Annotated in this window: 21 protein-coding genes; 2 read left to right on the top strand and 19 right to left on the bottom strand. The window is 62.2% G+C overall.

Going from position 1 to position 18,483, the window contains the following annotated elements; genetic code table 11:
• Nucleotides 1–63: 63 nt before the first annotated feature.
• The 7 genes from rnc to FFA61_RS03365 are packed head-to-tail and all read right to left on the bottom strand — an operon-like array spanning nt 64 to nt 7,032.
• A complete protein-coding gene (gene rnc / locus FFA61_RS03395; protein WP_005961606.1) occupies nt 64–783 on the bottom strand; it encodes a ribonuclease III in 720 nt (239 codons plus the stop codon).
• A 5-nt stretch (nt 784–788) separates the two neighbouring features.
• Entirely contained in the window at nt 789–1,343 is a 555-nt protein-coding gene (locus tag FFA61_RS03390) for a YceD family protein (RefSeq protein ID WP_005961608.1), read from the bottom strand.
• Nucleotides 1,336–2,049 (bottom strand): hypothetical protein, encoded by a 714-nt coding sequence (locus FFA61_RS03385; protein WP_005961610.1) that lies wholly within the window; start codon nt 2,047–2,049, stop codon nt 1,336–1,338. Before FFA61_RS03385 ends, FFA61_RS03390 begins: the two co-directional genes overlap by 8 nt.
• Before the next feature lie 7 nt (nt 2,050–2,056).
• Nucleotides 2,057–2,554 (bottom strand): pantetheine-phosphate adenylyltransferase, encoded by a 498-nt coding sequence (gene coaD / locus FFA61_RS03380; protein WP_005961611.1) that lies wholly within the window; start codon nt 2,552–2,554, stop codon nt 2,057–2,059.
• On the bottom strand, nt 2,551–3,216 hold the full coding sequence (gene rsmD, locus FFA61_RS03375) for a 16S rRNA (guanine(966)-N(2))-methyltransferase RsmD (RefSeq protein ID WP_005961612.1): 666 nt from the start codon (nt 3,214–3,216) through the stop codon (nt 2,551–2,553). Before rsmD ends, coaD begins: the two co-directional genes overlap by 4 nt.
• A gap of 16 nt (nt 3,217–3,232) precedes the next feature.
• Nucleotides 3,233–5,398 carry an ATP-dependent DNA helicase RecG gene (locus tag FFA61_RS03370; protein WP_005961614.1) on the bottom strand — a complete coding sequence of 722 codons (2,166 nt, stop codon included), beginning with the start codon at nt 5,396–5,398 and terminating at the stop codon, nt 3,233–3,235.
• Nucleotides 5,395–7,032, bottom strand: a complete 1,638-nt coding sequence (locus FFA61_RS03365; protein WP_005961616.1) for a hypothetical protein — start codon at nt 7,030–7,032, stop codon at nt 5,395–5,397. The genes FFA61_RS03370 and FFA61_RS03365 overlap by 4 nt, the downstream gene beginning before the upstream one ends.
• Nucleotides 7,033–7,303: 271 nt before the next feature.
• On the opposite strand from FFA61_RS03365, the gene rpmB reads away from it, so the two are divergent.
• Entirely contained in the window at nt 7,304–7,495 is a 192-nt protein-coding gene (gene rpmB, locus FFA61_RS03360; protein WP_005961618.1) for a 50S ribosomal protein L28, read from the top strand.
• A 304-nt stretch (nt 7,496–7,799) separates the two neighbouring features.
• On the opposite strand, the gene thiL is transcribed toward rpmB, so the two are convergent.
• The 12 genes from thiL to hisD form a co-directional block, all read right to left on the bottom strand.
• Entirely contained in the window at nt 7,800–8,789 is a 990-nt protein-coding gene (gene thiL / locus FFA61_RS03355; RefSeq protein WP_005961620.1) for a thiamine-phosphate kinase, read from the bottom strand.
• Nucleotides 8,790–8,877: 88 nt separating this feature from the next.
• Nucleotides 8,878–9,696 (bottom strand): TrmH family RNA methyltransferase, encoded by an 819-nt coding sequence (locus FFA61_RS03350; protein WP_005961622.1) that lies wholly within the window; start codon nt 9,694–9,696, stop codon nt 8,878–8,880.
• A 29-nt stretch (nt 9,697–9,725) separates the two neighbouring features.
• The gene (rplT, locus tag FFA61_RS03345; RefSeq protein WP_005961624.1) at nt 9,726–10,106 is read right to left on the bottom strand and encodes a 50S ribosomal protein L20; all 381 of its coding nucleotides are present in this window, start codon (nt 10,104–10,106) and stop codon (nt 9,726–9,728) included.
• Between the two features lie 25 nt (nt 10,107–10,131).
• The gene (rpmI, locus tag FFA61_RS03340) at nt 10,132–10,326 is read right to left on the bottom strand and encodes a 50S ribosomal protein L35 (protein WP_005961626.1); all 195 of its coding nucleotides are present in this window, start codon (nt 10,324–10,326) and stop codon (nt 10,132–10,134) included.
• 42 nt (nt 10,327–10,368) lie between these two features.
• Nucleotides 10,369–11,058, bottom strand: coding sequence for a translation initiation factor IF-3 (infC, locus tag FFA61_RS03335; protein WP_005961628.1), 690 nt, complete (start codon nt 11,056–11,058; stop codon nt 10,369–10,371).
• Between the two features lie 433 nt (nt 11,059–11,491).
• Nucleotides 11,492–12,286: an SseB family protein gene (locus tag FFA61_RS03330; RefSeq protein ID WP_051057782.1), complete on the bottom strand. Its 795-nt coding sequence runs from the start codon at nt 12,284–12,286 to the stop codon at nt 11,492–11,494.
• A gap of 134 nt (nt 12,287–12,420) precedes the next feature.
• Nucleotides 12,421–13,158 carry a bifunctional 1-(5-phosphoribosyl)-5-((5-phosphoribosylamino)methylideneamino)imidazole-4-carboxamide isomerase/phosphoribosylanthranilate isomerase PriA gene (priA, locus tag FFA61_RS03325; RefSeq protein ID WP_005961632.1) on the bottom strand — a complete coding sequence of 246 codons (738 nt, stop codon included), beginning with the start codon at nt 13,156–13,158 and terminating at the stop codon, nt 12,421–12,423.
• A 96-nt stretch (nt 13,159–13,254) separates the two neighbouring features.
• Entirely contained in the window at nt 13,255–13,890 is a 636-nt protein-coding gene (hisH, locus tag FFA61_RS03320) for an imidazole glycerol phosphate synthase subunit HisH (protein WP_005961634.1), read from the bottom strand.
• Nucleotides 13,891–13,893: 3 nt separating this feature from the next.
• The gene (locus FFA61_RS03315) at nt 13,894–14,613 is read right to left on the bottom strand and encodes a hypothetical protein (protein ID WP_005961636.1); all 720 of its coding nucleotides are present in this window, start codon (nt 14,611–14,613) and stop codon (nt 13,894–13,896) included.
• A 60-nt stretch (nt 14,614–14,673) separates the two neighbouring features.
• Nucleotides 14,674–15,291, bottom strand: coding sequence for an imidazoleglycerol-phosphate dehydratase HisB (gene hisB, locus FFA61_RS03310; protein ID WP_005961638.1), 618 nt, complete (start codon nt 15,289–15,291; stop codon nt 14,674–14,676).
• Entirely contained in the window at nt 15,288–16,406 is a 1,119-nt protein-coding gene (locus tag FFA61_RS03305) for a histidinol-phosphate transaminase (RefSeq protein WP_005961640.1), read from the bottom strand. Before FFA61_RS03305 ends, hisB begins: the two co-directional genes overlap by 4 nt.
• Nucleotides 16,403–17,737: a histidinol dehydrogenase gene (gene hisD, locus FFA61_RS03300; protein WP_005961642.1), complete on the bottom strand. Its 1,335-nt coding sequence runs from the start codon at nt 17,735–17,737 to the stop codon at nt 16,403–16,405. Before hisD ends, FFA61_RS03305 begins: the two co-directional genes overlap by 4 nt.
• 505 nt (nt 17,738–18,242) lie before the next feature.
• Here hisD and FFA61_RS03295 point away from each other — a divergent pair.
• The gene (locus tag FFA61_RS03295) at nt 18,243–18,476 is read left to right on the top strand and encodes an RNA-binding S4 domain-containing protein (RefSeq protein ID WP_005961644.1); all 234 of its coding nucleotides are present in this window, start codon (nt 18,243–18,245) and stop codon (nt 18,474–18,476) included.
• Nucleotides 18,477–18,483 lie beyond the last annotated feature (7 nt).

Genomic DNA, 18,483 nt, shown 5'->3' with positions numbered 1-18,483 from the left:
GAACACGGAGCTCACAGACTCAACGAGCAGCTCAGCTTTCACAAGTCGAGGAAGTCAGTGGATTCACAGCTCGGCGAGTGCATTCATCGCCGCCTCGGCAGCCGCCGTCTCCGCATGCTTCTTCGAAGAAGCCTTCCCCCTTGCAATCGGCTCTTGCTTCGAAGAGACGAAGGCCCTGGCGGTGAAGGTTCGATCGTGGTCCGGTCCTTCGCCCTCGATCTCATACGACACTTCACCGAGGCCAAGTTGTGAGGCGCGCTCAACAAAAAGAGTCTTCCAGTCATGATGAGAACCCCGAGAAAGGGCCTGCACCAAAAGGAAATCCAGATTCTTCAAGATGACGCGCCTTGCGATTTCAAAGCCACCAGTCAGATAGGTCGCGCCAATCATCGCTTCAAAAGTATCGGAAAGAATCGAGTCCTTATTCCTCCCCCCGGAACCGGCCTCCCCCTTGCCAAGGTAGATGAAATCCCCCAATTCAATGCGCCGCGCCGCCATCGCGAGAGGTTCTTGGGAAACAGTGGCAGCTCGCATCCGTGACAGATCGGATTCCGGTGAATCCGGATGGTCATGGAACAAACGATCCGCAATCACGATCGAGAGGACCGCATCGCCGAGGAACTCGAGACGCTCATTGTTCGCAATTCCTCCGGCCTCGTTCGCATAGGAACGATGCGTCAGCGCAAGAGTGACAAGCTCAGGATCTATGGGGGCGCCCCACGCGACAGTAAGAGCATCAATATCGGTCCTGGGTGGGATGGGAAGGTTCTTCGCGCGAGACATGGGGCTCAGTCAGCTTCCTTCTGGTTCGATTCGAGCAGAGAAGCGAGAGCCGCCAGGCGAGGATCAATGGACTCATGTGAATGGTCTGCGGGAAGATCAGCACGCTTCTCACCGCACACATCGCACAAGCCTTGGCAGTCCTCACCGCACAGGGGGCGCTCGTCAACAAGAGTGACAATCGCGTCGCGCAGCAGTGGCTCCAGATCGATCGTGTCGTGGGTGCCGATGAGGAGAAAATCATCGGCTTCAAGATCCTCCTCGCCCGGCGATGGAGCGGTCTCGAAGTAGACATCAGAAGCGTCGATCTCGTGGTGGACGCTGACCGGGTCGAGACAGCGGACGCACTCGCCTTTCAACTCCACCTCGGTTTTCACGCGCACGAGGACGCCATCAGAGACGGATGTCAGATCAACTGACAGGGGGATCCTCGTGTTTTCGGGCACGCTCATTGAAGGTGTGCCAAGGTCTGCGGGCGCCGACCATTCACGATCCTCATGAAGCATCGCTCCGGCCTGCCTGGGCAGGCGCGCGAGTGAGAGGACGAGGGGCGAATCAGTCATTATCGAGCTCGATTTCCGTGAAGTTGACGCCGTGGCGCTCCGCGAGGGTGCGCCTTCCGGCCTGGGTGCGCCGTTGAAGCTCCGCGAGAAGACCGGACAGCTCCGAGAGGGATTTCTCGACATAGTCGTCAGCCCCCTCGCGCAAGCGCTGATCCTGTTCACGCGCCTCAGTGACGATTTCACGGGCCCGATCCTCAGCCATGCGCGTAATGTTCTCGGTCGTGATGAGGCGCTCTGCTTGTGCGTTCGCGTCGACGAGGATCGCCTCAGCCTCAGCTCGGGCCTGTTGCAGGGTCGTTTCCGCTTCCTCGTCAGCGCGCGCGATCGTGCGTTCAGCCTGCTGCGTCGCGTTGGCGACAATATGCTCAGCCTTCTCGTCCGCCCTTTGAAGGGTTGATTCAGCTCGGGCGTTCGCCTCCGCGAGTGTGAACTCGGCGGTTGAATCTGCGCGCCCCATGACCTGGTCGGCGTCGGCGACGAGCAGATCGGCTTGGAGGAGGTCGTCGGGCAGTGCTTCACGCGCCTGGTCAAGAAGATCCAAGATCTCCGCCTTGTTGAGGATGATCGAGGCAGACAGTGGAACCTGACGGGCCTGGTCGATCAGTACCTGGATCTGATCGAGAGCTGCGATCACGGTCGAGGGGCCGTACACCGTGCTGTCATCCCAGGTGTCCTCAGTGGAGTTCGGCATCTCCGGATTCGTCATCTCGTCCTCATTTCAGAGTCGGGCGCTTCTCACTTGCTTCATTGTCCGTCATGAGTGGGATGATCGCGGCGGGAACATACCGCGAAATGTCCATTCCCTGGGTGAGCAATTCACGCACGAGCGAGGAGGAGACGATCGCAAGTTCGGGACGGGTCGGCATCAGAAGAGTCTCAATGTCCCCGAAATCCCGGTTCACTGTCGCCTGAACAAGTTCCCAGTCCAGGTCGGCGCCAGTCCTCACCCCTTTGACCACGACATCAGCCCCGACCTCGAGCGCGCATTCGAGCAAGGTGGTGTCCATTCGCATGACCCGAACCTTCGGGAAATGGGCGAGGACGGCTTGAACCATGTGGAGGCGTTGGTCATGGGTGAAACGGTAGTTCTTCGCCGAGTTCATGCCGACGGCCACAACAATGTCCTCACTGAAGCGCGAAGCGCGCATCACGAGGTCAAGATGCCCGAGGGTGATGGGGTCGAAGGACCCTGCGATGAGGGCGCAAGTCATGCGTGCTCCTCCTTGGCTCGCTCTGCTTCAGATGCGTCCGCTTCATCTCCACCCGTGTCAGGCTCCCCTGCCTTTCGATCGAATGCGGGAGCCTCTTCGAATTCGAGGGGTGGGCCTGCGAACCATGCTGCGGTCTCCCCCCATCGGCGTTCATCTTCGAGGACGAGAAAGTCAGGCCACTTCGGCTCGGGGCTGCGAGTCGAACGTTCGACGACGACGAGCGCATCCCTCGTCAGCCAAGGTCCGAGCAGCCTCAGGACCTGTGCGAGTTCTTCTTCTGCCACATCGTAGGGCGGGTCGATGAGGACAAGGTCACTGTCGCCTTCAAGCGCTTGACCGCAGTGCCCGGCAAGGAAGGAGGCGACGGAGGCCGTACGGCATTGGGCAGGCAGCCTGGTCGTGCGAATGTTCTCAAGGATCACCTTCGCCGCGCCCGGGGCTTTCTCCACCAGTTCCACTTTCGAAGCGCCACGCGAGGCCGCCTCCAGACCGAGAGCCCCCGAGCCCGCGTACAGGTCGAGAACCCTCGCGCCTTGAAGGACCCCCATGTGGTCGAGACGGGAGAAGAGCGCTTCGCGTACACGCTCGGAGGTCGGTCGAGTTCCCTTCGTGGGAACTTTCAAGACGCGCCCCTTCGCGCTGCCGGCAACGATTCTGGTCATGATTTAACTCTACGGCTTAGGAGCGTGAGATCCACTCGAGGTCATCGCCTCCACGTTTGGACAGTTCCGCTGCAAGAAGCGGGTGCTGCGCAAGAGAGGGATCTGCTTCAACGAGGGCGAGAGCCTCCTTCCTGGCCGCCGAAATAATGCGGGCATCTCTGCGGACGGAGAGGAATCTCAGGTGGGTTCCGCTGCCCGACTGTTCGGCGCCGAGAACATCGCCCTCGCGTCGCAGTTCCAAGTCCTTTTCTGCCAACTCGAACCCATTGTTCGTCTCGGCGAAGGCCTTAAGGCGCTCCATTGTCCCTTCTGCAAGCTCGTGACGGTGAACCGCCATGCAGATACTCGGCGTTGAAGAACGCCCGACTCGGCCTCGGAGCTGATGGAGTTGAGAGATGCCGAATTGTTGGGAATCGAGGATTACCATCATGGTCGCTTCTGGGACGTCGACGCCCACTTCGATGACGGTCGTCGCGACGAGGATCCCGATCCTGCCCGCCGCGAAGTCCTGCATCGTTTCCGCTTTTTCCTTGCTCGAATTGCGGCCGCTGAGCTCCCCGATCCCAATGCCCTTCAAAGCTGCTTCTCGCCGCAAGGATTGTGCAACACCGCTGACCGAGGCCAGGGGTGGGCGGGTAGCTCCTGCCCCATCCGACTCACCAGCGTCGGCGTCGGCAAGCTCTTCGCTCTCATCGATTCTGGGGCACACGACGTAGACACGCCCCTGACGCGCGATTTCTTCTGCGGCCCTGTGCCATAGCCGTTGCATCCACACCGGGTTCTCGGCATCCACGAGGAAGGTCTGGACCAGGGTGCGTCCCTTCGGCATCCCCTCCATTCGGGTCTGCGCAAGATCCCCGAAGACAGTCATGGCGATGGTGCGTGGGATCGGCGTCGCCGTCATGACGAGCTGGTGGGCGGCACGCCCATCTTCCCCTGTGCGCAGACGATCGCGCTGCTCAACCCCGAATCTGTGCTGTTCATCAATGACGACAAGCCCCAAGTCGGCAAAAAGCCCAGGATCGCTCAACAGTGCATGCGTTCCGACGACAATGATTGGCTCGCCTGCGGCCATGAGACGTGAAAGCTCACGGCGAGAAGCGGCGGGCGTGGACGCTGTGAGGAGACGAATATCGACCTCTCGGCCTTCCACGAGGATTCCCGCGGCGAGCGCCCTCATTGACTCGAGGTGTTGGGCCGCCAAGACCTCCGTCGGAGCGACAAGGACCCCCTGATGTCCGGCACCGAGTGCGGCAAGCAGGGCCGCGAGCGCCACCACAGTTTTGCCCGAGCCCACATCGCCTTGGAGGAGGCGCTGCATGGGGCGCGTCTGATCGAGGTCAGCGAGGATCTCATTGAGGGCGGACTCCTGCGCCTGCGTCAAAGTGAAGGGAAGGCCGCCAAGGAAATCCTCAACAACTCGGCTGGGCGCACAAGCAGGGGCGAGAAGGGACTGAGCGCCGATCCTTCGTCCGGCGAGCACGCATTCGAGGGCGAAAGCTTCCTCCCAGGCGAGCGCCCGTCGGGCCAGTGCTGCTTCCTCGTCCGAAACTGGTCGGTGCAGCATCGTGAGGGCTTCGAGTCTTGGCGGCAGTTTCATTTTTTGCCGGATCCGGGCGGGAACGAGCTCGGGGATCTCTTCTTCGCTCAGGGAGTCAAGGAGCATCCCGATCGCTCGGGACATTACCCAGCTTGTCAGACCCTTCGTCTGCGGGTAGATCGGGATGGGGCGTTCACTGCGCTCACGCACTTCGTCCTCGTCGCCGCTCATGCCCTCAAAGGAGGGGTGGGTGAGAGTGAGGGCACCCCTGTAGGAGGCGACTTTTCCTGCGAAGAGGAATGACTCCCCCGGTGTCAAGAGGCGCATGTGGGGGGCGAGCATGTGTTCGTTCTTCGCGAAGAAAGTGGCGCTCATGCGTGAATGCCCGTCGCTGAGGCGCACTTCGAGGCGAACTCCTGGGCGGGAGCGGTTTGTCACGAGCTTGGTGGATTCAACGCATGCGAGGATCGTCGCCTCCTCGCCTGCGCGTAGGAGGCTCATTGGAGTGAGTGCCCCCCAGTGGTAGTAGCGCCGGGGAGGCGTGAACAAGAGGTCCTCGACGGTGTCGATTCCGGCTTTCGTGAGCTTGCGGGCAATCGAGGCGGGCAGTCGCAAAGAGAGCGGCGCGTCGAGAGGGTTCATATTTGCGTCCTCTCGAGGATTGAGGGTCCGGATTGTCCTCCCATGAGGACTTCGAAGTCACGCTGCCAGGAGCGTGTTCCGAAGATGAACTGGCGCACGAGGGCGACGAGTTCGGGCCCGTGGGCGCGTGAGAGCAGGAGGCGCCAATTCGATGCAGCTGCCGTTTCAAGATCTGTCACGGCCTGCGCGATGAGGGCGGGGTCCTCTGAGTCAATCGGGCGAGTCGCCGAATGGTCGAGTGCCTTTTTCTCCGCATCGATCACAATACGTTCCATCGTGTGGGCAACTTGCGGGCCTCCAGGCTGGGGGACGAAGAGACCTGCTGTGGCTTGGACAATCGTGAACGCCATGAGTTCGTCGTGGCTTGAAGCGAGGAGGAAACGCCTCAGCGCACCACCAGGGGAAGGAGGTGCGGAGAGCTCCACTTCGTTTCTGTTCACGCGCGAGGCGATGATTTCACCGAGGGCAGCGGAGGGCTCGTCACAGGGGATGAAGAGAGTGACCCCTGTTGAGGAGGCTCTCGCGATCGACAAGATCCCAGCCCCGTCTTCACGATGGGGGTCGAGGAGCACGATTGCTCCGCATCTCGCGAGGTCTTCGATGATGCCGGGGGCTCTTGTGCACACGATGACCCGTGCGCGTTCCACTCGCCGCAGGGGGCGGCGTTCAAGGAGGCGGACTCCTCGGTGGGAGATTCCTTCGTTGGCAAGTTCGTCAACGCCGATTTCCTCGTCGGGGCGTGAATCGGCGACCGCGAAGCGGATGATCCGCCCCGTGCGGGGGCGGGCGCTCAAAGGAGCGGAAGTGTCGACGTGGAGTCGCAACAGGCCAACCCCGAAGGGGTCGATCGTGCCGACGCTCGAAAAGCGGGCTCCGACGCGGCTGATTGAGTCGAAGAGGGCCTGAGCATCCGATTCTGTTCCCTGCCAGACGAGGTCGACGGCGAATTCGCATCCTGGTGAGGGCGCGTGCTGGCGCGGTGAGCGTCCCTTGCCTTCGGTGAGTTCGGAGAGCATATGCGCGAAGGATTCGAGGACCGAGGAGTCGCCGCTGAGCGCTGAGTCCACGCAAGTGAAGAAGAGGGCGAGGACCGCTGCGCCCGGGTCGAGGGCTCCTGATTCGATGTCTGTCTCCTGGATCAGGCCGTTTTGGACGGCGAGGGAGAACCAGGACACGAGGTAGGGGGTTTCAGGGAGGGTGGAGCCCAGTTCGTCCAAAGCCGAGGACGCGTGTTTCAAAGAGTTTTGGATCGCTGGGGATAGGACGCACCTGGACAGTTCATCAGTGATCGGTGTCTTGAGCATTGTGCGGGCGAGGACTGGAGTGATCTTTCGAGCGCCGGCAAGTCCTTTTGACCAGGCTGCGAGGACCTGGGTGAGGATCACGCCGATATGCCCGTGGCCGTGTTCCACTCCGGCGTTGATCGCACAGTCGAGGGCTTCAATGAAGGGGGCGTCCTCGTTGAGGATGGCAACGCTTTCACACATGAGCGCCAAGGTGAGCTGCGCGTTTGTCCCGGTGTCGCAGTCGGCTCCGTCCCAACCGTCGAGGTCGTCGAGGAAGCGAGTGAGTGTGTGCGCCTCGTCGGCGGCGAGCCTGAGCGCGCGGGTGAGTGTGTGCGCGGACAACGTCACGGTTCCTCCTGATGATGGTGTGTCCCCATTATTGTCTGAGGCCCGGGCTCAGTGGAGTGCTGAAGCTCTGGTGGTGGGCCGACTTCAGGTGAGGCGTGTGGGCGATCAGTCGAGACGTGTGGGCGAGATGACAGGGCCAACAGCCCGGCAAGACTTGGAGTTGACTTCGCAGATCCGTTATTCTGTCACAGTTGCCTGCGGTGGTTCTCACCGCTCAATACATTCCACTTCACGTGGGATTGACAGAAGTTCATTAACCGAGGAGATCATCGTGGCTGCCGTTTGTGACGTGTGCGGTAAGGGACCCGGCTTCGGCAAGAGCGTGTCGCACTCGCACGTTCGCACCAACCGCCGCTGGAATCCGAATATTCAGCGCGTTCGCGCCATCGTCGAGGGAACGCCGAAGCGCCTGAATGTGTGCACCAAGTGCCTGAAGTCCGACAGGGTGACTCGCGCGATCTGATTCGCCGCTCCTTGTCGCAGGTCCCCTTGTAGGGATCAATCCGACTGATCAGGGGTCCGCAGGATTCGTCCTGCGGACCCCTGTTTTGTTCTTCTGCTTCGCCTTTTGTTTGAGGTTCCCACAGGAGTTCCCACCTTAAGCGGAGCCACCTGCCCCTTGCACAGTGCTTTCTTCTTCTTGTCTTCTGCTCTGCACTAGCGCAGGTGTCCTGCCGCCTATGGCCCTTTCATCTGTGAACCCGTCGCCTATGACTTTGCCGCCTCTAAGCCTGGATTCAACGCCTCAGCGACCGAGAGGTGTGACATCAGTCTGTCTTGAAATGATCCCAGCCGCCCTTCACCTCGACGCCGTCGAGGAGTTGTGCGGGAGCCTCGCCCTCTTGGGGAGCTCGAAGCGTGCCGATAGGTGTGAAGCCCTGCGGAAGGGATGCATCCTTGGGGAAGGCCGCGAGGATTCCGTGGTCCTCTCCCCCGCTAAGAACCCACTTGAGAGGATCGACCTTGCAGATGTCCGCGAACTCCTGGAGCTTCGCCGCTTCAGCTTCAAGGGCCCTCCGGTCGAGCTCGATGACGACCTTCGAGGCACGAGCCATACGTCCGCCGTCCTTCGCGACGCCATCAGACAGATCCATCATCGCTCGCGCCCCCGCTTTCGCTCCAACAGGTCCGCTTTCAAGTGGCGGCTTGGGTGCCCGGTAGGTCGTCAAAGGCTCGTACAGGCTGCCAAGTTCTGCCCTCGTGCGAAGAGCCGGGTCGACGTGCCCTCCTAGGAGCAGATCCAGCCCTGCGTTTGATAGGCCAAGACGGCCGGAGAAGGCGAGAATGTCACCGGGTTTCGCCCCATCACGCCTCACAGGCTCGGACTCACACCAGCCCATCGCCGTAATCGACAAGACCATTGTTTCTCCGCGTGACAGATCACCTCCGACAACGCCCGCACCGGCTTCGCGCGCCCTCTCCCCGACGCCCCTGACGAGGTCGAGGAGCCAGTCCAATTCAGTGTCTGGAGTCAGTGCGACCGTCACCACAAGGGCCGAAGTCCGACCTCCCATTCCCGCGATGTCGGCAAGATTCTGCGCGGCGATTCGCGCACCGATCTGTTCGGGGTCCGACCAGGAGCGGCGGAAGTGCTCGTCCTCGACAATGATGTCGGTCGTGACGATGAAGGAGCCTTCTGGTGTTGCGATCTGGGCGCAGTCATCACCGATCCCCAGGATCGTGCGTTCCCCTTTGGGGAAGATCTGCTCGAATTGGGCGATGAGTTCGCCTTCGTCGTACTCGGTGATTCGTGCCATGGCTTAAGACTAACGAACCTTTGAGCGTGAGCTCAGGCTTCTTCTGCCAGCTCAAGGCCAGCTTCACCGCTGAAGGTCGAAGGCTCTTTCAGCGAAATCGACGCGCGTTCTGGGAGGCGAAGAGGCACATCGCTGCCGCCGAAGCGACGTTCAAAGACTCAGCTGCTCCCGTCATGGGGATCGACACGAGAGAGTCGCAAGCTTTGAGTTCAGCCGGGGACAGGCCTTTGGCCTCGTTGCCAAAAGCCCAGGCGTGAGTGGCGGCCAGGGGCCCTGAGCCAGTGCGCGCTTCTTCGATAAGCTCGTCAAGGTCGAGGGTCCCGAATCCGCCGGAGGTTCCGAGTACTGTCCCTTTGAAAGAGTGGACCATCCGCACAGCGGACTCGAAGTCCTCACTCGTCATGATCGGCAGATGGAAGACGGAGCCTGCTGATGCTCGCAGGACCTTCGGGTTGCCCACCTCAACTGTGCCCGCAACGGTGATGACTGCGGCGGCACCCATGGCATCGGCGGTTCGAATAATAGTGCCGACATTACCTGGGTCGCGTCCCTGGGCGATGAGGGCAATAGCCGAGCCTGTGGGCACCTCTTGAAGTACAGAGGAAATCGCGTCTTTCTTCGCGACGGCGACGAGCCCTTGAGCATCGCCACTCATCTCACGGATCACCTCTTCGGTGCACACGTGCACCCATCGAGTCCGCTGCCGTGCGAGTTCAAGAAGCTCTGAATGCGAAGAAGCGGCGTCCTCGGAAACATACACGTCCACGACCTCGCTGCTGCGGTGCGCGAGAAGTTCTCTGAGGCTCTGAGGGCCTTCAACGAGGATGAGGCCCGTGCGTGAACGCGCAGAGCGCCCAACCAGTGCTGCCACTTTCCGCACGCGATCGGCGCGAGGATTGGCGAGCACGGTCGGGCGCTCTGAAAAGTGCGACAAGCTCAGGCCTTGGGAGCGTTGACGTCCTCGGGGAGGGCGTCCTTCGCGACCTTGACGAGAGCGTTGAAGGCGTTGGTGTCGTTCACCGCGAGCTCGGCGAGCATACGGCGGTCAATCTCGACACCGGCAAGGCCGAGGCCCTGGATGAAGCGGTTGTAGGTCATTCCCTGCGCGCGCGAGGCGGCGTTGATGCGCTGGATCCAGAGGCGACGGAAATCGCCCTTGCGGGCCTTGCGGTCACGGTAGGAGTAGACGAAGGAGTGAGTGACCTGCTCCTTGGCCTTGCGGTACAGGCGCGAGCGCTGGCCGCGGTAGCCGGAGGCCTGCTCGAGGACGGTACGACGCTTCTTCTTGGCGTTAACAGAACGCTTGACACGTGCCATGTTTCAGTTCTCCTATTCGTACCGGTCACTTGCCGAGGAGTCGCTTGACGCGCTTGACGTCAGCGTTCTCCAGGACCTGATCCGTAGCGAGGCGGCGGGTCTTGCGGCTGGACTTGTGCTCCAGCAGGTGGCGGGCGCCCGCCTGCTCGCGCATGATCTTGCCCGAGCCGGTCACGCGGAAGCGCTTCTTAGCACCGGAGTGCGTTTTGTTCTTCGGCATTCTCTATTCCTTCTCTGTTACGACATCGAATAATCGAGGTCGTCAGTTGGTCTCCGTGGTGGCGTTGCGCGCCTGGTCCCTGCTCGCACGCTCAGCGCGCTTGCCTCGACGCTCTTCACGCTCGGCCTCGCGCCGCTTGCGTTGCTCGTTGAGCGCGTCCGACTTTCGTTTCGTCGGAGCGAGGACCATGGTCATGTTGCGCCCGTCTTGGCGGGGCATGGACTCGACGGTGGCGAGTTCGCCGACCTCGTCCGCGAGGCGTTGGAGCAGACGGACGCCCGCTTCGGGGCGGGACTGCTCACGGCCGCGGAACATGATCATGACTTTGACCTTGTCTCCGGCGGAGAGGAAACGCTCAACGTGTCCCTTCTTGACGCCGAAGTCGTGGTCGTCGATCTTCAGGCGGAAGCGGATCTCCTTGAGCTGCGTATTCGCCCGGTTCCGTCGGGCATCGCGCGCTTTCTGGGCGGCTTCGTACTTGTACTTGCCGTAGTCCATAAGCTTCGCGACCGGCGGCTTGGCGTCGGGTGCGACCTCGACGAGGTCGAGTCCGGCCTCTTCGGCCAGGCGCAGCGCGTCCTCGACACGGACAACACCGACCTGTTCCCCTCCGGGTCCCACGAGGCGGACCTCGGGAACTCGGATCCGCTCGTTAATGCGCGTCTCGCTGATGAGTGGCTCCTTCCACGGTTCTTCGTGAAGGGCAACGAAAAAGCCTCCGTTGCACTTCATGCGCACGGAGGCTCATCCTCAACAGCAGCGCGAAAGCACCGCCGTCAGACCCGATTCCCTTAAGTGTGCGATCCGAATCGCTGACCCCATCACGAGGACGGGGCGGGTATCCAGGTGGGAGAGACTCCACTTGCATCTCGGGCAGTCGCCCGAACGGTTGTTTCCACCCTAACAGGCGGAGGCGATTCGTCGCCAACCCACGAGCTTTCACGCCCAGTGGATCGGCTCACAGCCCGAGTACAAGACAATCCGGGCACAAGTCGGACACAAGCGGAGCAGACGCTGAACGAAAGCAAGCATTTACCCAGCTCGGGTCCGCTCAGCTCCTCAAACACACAGCGCAAGGTCCGACTTGTGCCCGAGTGAAGCACGAACCCGCTGAAACCCCACACCCACCAAGGCAAAACGCCAGATGAAGAGCAGCCCGCCCCTTTCAGGCTTTCCTCACGAGCCTCGGTGTCAGCTCCACACGATCCACTGCGGCGATCAAGCGCTGAGAACTCCCCATCCTGCGCAGCGCCGAATCAAGAGACGAACGGAGCATCCCCTGCTCAAAAGCCGCATCGGCCAACACATCAACGCGGAAGAGGCCCTCCCCCTCGTAGCTGATTCGAAGGTCAAGGATCCCGTTTCTTCCCACCCCGGCCAGATCACGCAAATGCGAAACAAGCTCCGCATCCTTCCACGCCGGCAACCACTCGTCATGCTGGGCAAGGGCCGCCACCGCTGGGCGTGGAACGACAATCTGCGCTGATCCGGGATCCACGACGATCCTCCCGCCCGTCTCCACGAGGGCGGCGAGGCACACTTTGAAAGCGTCATAAGCCATCGGGCGAGCCCAAGGACGGTCATGAGCAAGAGCCTGAACTGAAGAGTAGATGGCGAGGGCATCACCCGCGGGAGTAGGGACACGGACGAACTCAATCGCGCCGTGTTTCTCCTTGTCCCCCTGCGTGGTCTGTGTGAACTCGACGGGCACAATGACGCGCTCCGAGGAGATGGCCTTGACGAGCGCATTGAGCCCCGCCTCGACTCGACTCTCGTTAGGCGCCTTGCCCCTGCCCCCCTCCGAGCTCGTCTCTTTCTCATTCGCATCAAGCGTTTCAGAGGCGAAAAGTTCAAGCGCCGCCCGCGTGAGGGGAAGAGCCTGACCGCGATCACTGCGATCCCGATTCTTCAAGCCGAGGCGCGCTGCGATCTTCTCGCGTTGCTCGGCATCCGGCCTCACAATCCTCTCTGAGGCTGCGCCCCCCTCACTCGGGGGAATAGGTCCCGATACAGGCCCGGGCTGGGAAGACAAGAGCCGTTTGCCCTCCACTGCCCCGCCCTCGCCACTCAAGCCCACAGGTTCAGGACCAGTGGTCACCGTGCAGACGCCCCAGCGGCCACGTCGAGCGCCTCCGGGAGCGTGAAACGCCCCGAGTACAAAGCCTTACCCACGATAACGCCTTCAACACCAGCATCGACAAGACCACGGATCGCTTCAATGTCCTGAAGACTCGACACACCCCCCGATGCGACGATCGCAGCATCCGTCGCCTCACACAGGCGCGCCAATAACTCAAGATTCGGCCCCGAAAGCATGCCATCACGCGACACATCGGTCACGACATAGCGAGCACAGCCCGCCGCGTCGAAGCGCGCGATCGTCTCGAAAAGATTCGGCCCCTGAGTCGTCCAACCGCGCCCCGCCAGGGTCTCGCCGCGCACATCAAGGCCAAGGGCGATCCGATCTGCGAACTCGCCAATCACTTTCTCCGTCCACTCCGGGTTCTCAATCGCAGCCGTCCCGAGGTTCACCCGTCGTGCCCCGCACTCCAATGCACGCCTCAAAGACTCGTCATCCCTGATCCCGCCGGTCAGTTCCACATTGATCGGCAGCTGCGCGGTGATCGACTGGAGGAGCTCCGCATTCGAGCCGCGACCAAAAGCGGCATCCAGATCGACCAAGTGCAGCCACTTCGCCCCCGCTTCAACGAAAGAGCGGGCCGCTTCGAGCGGAGTGCCGTACACGGTTTCCGTACCGGCCTGCCCCTGGGTGAGGCGAACGGCCTGCCCGTTCACGACATCAACTGCGGGCAAGAGGATGAGTGTGGACATGTCAAGCCTTTCATTCCTACGAGTGGGCCGAGGAAGCGAAGTCATAGTCAAGGGCGAGGATGATGCGGCACGAGGACGAGGAGCCCTGCGCTTCGTTCACAGAGAGGAGAGCCAGTTCTTCAACAAAGCGAGACCCGCTTCGCCGGACTTTTCCGGGTGGAACTGTGTGCCGCACAGCGGACCGTTCTCAACAGCAGCAACGAAACGCGAGTCCCCATGTTTCGCCCAGGACACGAGGGGCGGCACGGTACACCCATCGTCGAAGGGGGCTGCGGGGTCGTTGATCGCGGCATAGGAATGCACGAAGTAGAAGCGCTGGTCCTCAACGCCGGAAAAGAGCATCGATCCTGCTCCCGCTTCCACTGGCGACCAGCCCATGTGCGGTACGACTGGGGCGTTGAGACGGCGAACCACTCCGGGCCATTGCGCAAGCCCCTCGGCCTCGCCTTTTTCTTCGGAGGATTCGAACATGACTTGCAGGCCCACGCAGACGCCCATCACGGGGCGCCCTCCCGAGAGGCGACGTTCAATGATGTTCGGCCCATTGGCCTCGCGAAGCTGAGCCATGACGGCGGCGAAGGCGCCGACCCCGGGAACGAAAAGACCATCCGCGTTCAGGCAGGCGTCACGATCCGAGGTGAGTTCCACTTCGGCCCCCACATGTTCGAGGGCGCGGCACGCCGAACGGACATTTCCCGAACCGTAGTCGAAGACGACGAGGCGCACAGCCATGGATCACCTTTTCTTGAAGAAGCCGAAAGGACCGGGGCGACGCTTCGGGCCGCCCTCGGCGAGGACTGAATCACTGTAATCGCTGGGGGTGGTGCGCCCAAGGAGGAGATCCTCGGTCGCTTGGGGCATCGACCCGAGGAGGACCCCCGCCGGGATCGGCTCTTCAGGCTGGCCGGCCACATAGCGTTGCGCACTGATCCGCCCGGACACTCCTGGTTCCACCCCATCGCCTTCGACCAGCCAAGACATTATCGCGACAGCGCCGTACTTCGATAGGCGCGACACTGTGCGAGCGACGGCGTCCACGTCATCGGGCATCGGACGGCTCTCATTCAACAGGGCGTCGAGTTCGTCCTCGTCCGTCGGAGTCGTCTCAACGCGCAGCCATACTCCAGTCCAGGGTTTGAGGCGCACGACCGTCGCACGAATCCCTGTGAGCCCCAAGAGGGCGTGGAGTGCCTCTGGGGAGGGGATCGGTGCGAGCACAAGACCGACGGAGAGCTTGCCGCCGTCAAGATGGAGCTGCTCATCAACCGGAGTGTCATCCGGGTCCTTCAAAGCCGCTTCCAGGCCGCTCAGCTCTGAGGCGAAATCCTCTGCGCCTCCGTGTTGCGCAGTGTGTTCCGCAGCCTTCATGGGAACAGCATCAGGCTGAGAGGAATCCGCGAGCCCTGCGACGAGGTCGCGGAACTCGGCATCAATGTCATCGTCTCGCATGGACATGCCTTCTCCAGATTCTTGCGGCGCAGCCACAAAGGCGTTGAGCCGATCGTATCGCAGCTCTTAAAGGGCACCCTTCGTCGAGGGGATCCCCTCGACACGGGGATCAGGCTCAACAGCACTGCGAAGAGCCCGTGCGAGCGCCTTGAACTGTGCTTCGACAATATGATGCGGGTCGCGCCCACTAAGGACGCTCATGTGCAGGCAGATTCCGGAGTTGAAGGTAAGGGATTCGAGGGCGTGCCTCGTCATGGAGCCGGTGAAGTGGCCGCCAATGAGGTGATACTCCTGGCCTGCGGGCTCGCCCTCGTGAACGATATAAGGTCGGCCTGCAACGTCGACGACTGCGCGGGCGAGAGCCTCATCAAGGGGCACGGTCGCATCGCCGAAGCGCTTGATGCCGCGCTTGTCGCCGAGCGCTTCCTTCAGGCCGAGTCCCAGGCAGATCGCCGTGTCTTCGACCGTGTGGTGCACGTCCACGTGGGTGTCACCGCTGGCCTGGATCTTCAAGTCGATGAGTGAGTGCTTACCCAGGGCGGTGAGCATGTGGTCCCAGAAGGGGACGCCTGTTGAAATCTCGGTCGCGCCCGTGCCGTCGAGGTTCATTTCCACGTGGATCGTGGACTCTGAGGTGGCGCGGTCAATGACGGCGAGGCGGGGGGTGTCGAAAACGAGGCTCATCGAGTGATCTCCTCCAGTGCAGTGGTGAACAGGCGGGTCTCTTCAGGGGTGCCGACGCTGACGCGCAACCACCCTTCGGGGCCGACGACACGGATGAGGACACCTCGGGCGAGCAGGGCTTCGAAGATCGCTGTGCGGTCCTCGAAGGTGCCGAAAAGAACGAAGTTCGCATCTGAGTCGAGGGCGTGAAAACCATGGGTGCGCAACCAGTCGACGAGGCCGTCGCGTTCCTTGCGCAATGCGCCGACCTGCGCCATGAGGGAGTCTTTGTAACGCAAAGCTGCGAGGGCGGCCGCCTGTGTGAGGGCGGAGAGGTGGTAGGGCAGGCGCACCAGCATGACGGCGTCAATGATCTCGCGCGCGGCGCTCATGTAGCCCAGACGTAGGCCAGCCATTCCGAAGGCTTTCGACATGGTGCGCGTGACGACGAGGTGGGGGGCGTCCTCGAGTAGTTCGAGGGCGGAGGGCACTCCTTCTCGGCGGAACTCCCCGTAGGCCTCGTCGATAACAACGAGGGTCGCGCTGGGGCATCCATTGATGATGGGCCCGGATTCGCGGGTCATTTCCATAATCGCCCGCTGCTGTTCTTGGGGCAGCGCCGTGCCCGTCGGATTATTCGGACTGGCGAGGACGAGCACAGCGGGGCGCTCACGGGCGAGCACCCGGGCGACGGCATCGAGGTCGAGGGAGAAGTCGTCGAGGCGCCTTCCCTGCACCCAGGTGGTGTTCGTATCACGCGCATACTCGTGATACATGGAGTAGGTGGGGGCAAAAGAGACGAGAGTGCGCCCAGGGCCCCCGAATGCCTGAAGGATCTGGGTCATGATCTCGTTTGAGCCGTTGGCCGCCCAGATGAGTTCCGGGGCGCGCCTGACTCCTGATTCCACTTCCAGGTAGTCGGCGAGGGCGTAGCGCAGCTCGGTGAAATCCCTGTCCGGGTAGCGGTTGAGAGTGGGCGCGGCTTTGGCGACGGAGCGGGTGATATCGGCGATGACCTCGGGCGAGGGCGCGTAGGGGTTCTCGTTGACATTGAGGCGCACGGGCACATCCAATTGTGGCGCGCCGTAGGGCTCGAGTCCTGCGAGGTCTTCGCGCACCGGGAGGAGGAGGCTCATTGGCTTGTCCCCTCCCTCGCCCGGATGAGGGCGGCTTGTCCGTGGGCGGGCAGGTTCTCCTCGCGTGCGAGTACATCAAGTTGGGGGGTGAGTTGTGCGAGCGCCTCAGCGGTGTATTCAACGACTTGCTGGCTGCGCAGGTACTGGGTGACGTTGAGGCCCGAAGCGAAGCGGGCGGTCCCCCCGGTGGGCAGGACGTGGTTAGAACCGGCAATGTAATCGCCGAGTGGGACCGGCGTGTAGGGGCCGACGAAGATCGCCCCGGCGTTCGTGACCCGCTGTGCCACCTGTGAAGCGTTCGCGGTGTGGATCTCGAGGTGTTCGGCGGCGTAGGCGTTGACCACTTCGAGTGCCTCGTCGAGAGTATCGACGATGACGATCCCGGATTGGGGCCCTGATAGGGCGGTGAGGATTCGTTCAGTGTGGGTGGTCGCGCGAGCTTGAGTGGGGATGATCGCGTCGACGGCTTCGGCGAGTGCGGCTGAGGTGGTGACGAGCACGGAGGCTGCGGCCGGATCGTGCTCGGCCTGGCTGATGAGGTCGGCTGCGACGAATTCGGGGGTTGCAGTTTCGTCGGCGAGGATCGCGATCTCTGTCGTTCCGGCTTCGGCATCAATGCCGACGGTGCCTTGGACGAGTCTTTTGGCGGCTGCGACGTAAATGTTGCCCGGCCCGGTGACGACGTCAACCGGTTGAAGAATGTCCTCTCCGTCGGTGATTCCGTAGCTCAGGGCAGCGATCGCTTGGGCGCCGCCGATGGCCCAGACTTCGTCGACACCGAGGAGGGCGCATGCGGCGAGGATCGTCGGGTGCGGCAAGCCGCCGAACTCAGCTTGAGGGGGCGAGGCGAGGGCGATTGAGCCTACTTTGGCGACTTGAGCGCACACGGCGTTCATGACGACGGAGGAGGGGTAGACGGCGAGTCCGCCGGGGACATACAGGCCGACGCGCCCGACGGGGAGCCACCTTTGTTCGACGGTGCCGCCGGGGATGATCTGAGTCTGGGAGGGTGCGGGGAGTTGCTGGGTGTGACCGATGCGGTTGTGTTCGATCGAGGTTTCCAGGGCTTCGCGCACCTGCGGGTCGAGTTGCTCGAGGGCGCGTGTGAGTGCTTCGGCGGGGACTCGCAGACGCTCGGGGCGAACATGGTCGAAGCGTTCAGCGAGTTCGTAGAGGACGGGGGCCCCTTCGTCTTTGACTCGAGTGATGATGGGGGCGACGGCCTGGGCCGCTGCTGTGGTGTCGAGGGCTGCCCGCGGCAACGCGTCCGACAGTTTCGTCCTTGTCAGCGCGCCATCTGTGAGGTCGATTCGTCTCATCGTGGAGATCATGTGCTCATGATAGGCGACTCGCTGACACCAGGCTTTTTCGTTTCCAGGGTGAACAGGCGGCTCAGATCCAGGGGCGAACAGGAGGCTCAGCTCTAGGTGCGCACATGGGGCTCAGGTCCGGCGGTGTGCACTCGGCTCAGCTCGGCGGTGAGCACTCGGCTCAGCTCGGCGGTGAGCACTCGGCTCAGCTCGGCGGTGAGCACTCGGCTCAACTCCGTGAACGAACACACGACTCAGCTCGAAGACGAACCCGTCGCTCAACTCCGAGGGTGAGCACTCGGTTGAAATCCAGGGGCGAACAGACCGCTCAGTTCCAGGGGCGAAGCCATCGCTCAACTCCTGGGGTGAGCACTCGGCTCATCTCCAGCAGCGCACAGGAGGCTCAGCTCCAGGGGCGAACCCGTCACTCAGCTCCGGGAGCGAACACACGGCTCGGGACGTCGAATGCGCTGGAGGCGCATCAGTGAGATGCTGGGGGCCATCACGACCAGCGAGGAGAATACTCATGTCCACTGTCCCCGTCATTGAGGTATCCGGTGTCATCCGTTTAGGACAGTTCCTCAAATTGGCGGGCCTTGTCGAGGACGGAGCGATGGCGCGCGTACTCATCCAAGGCGGTGATGTGCTCGTCAATGGCGTGGTGGAGACGCGCCGTGGACGACAGCTTTCACACGATGACATGATCGAAGTTGACTCCCCCACTGGGCGTGCGGGCGCTCGCATCCACGTCATCGACTGAGGGGTCG

Source organism: Schaalia cardiffensis F0333 (genome assembly GCF_005886435.1).
Taxonomy (GTDB): Bacteria; Actinomycetota; Actinomycetes; order Actinomycetales; family Actinomycetaceae; genus Pauljensenia; species Pauljensenia cardiffensis.
Note: the sequence above shows the minus strand (reverse complement) of the source record. Positions and strands in the feature narration are given on the sequence as shown.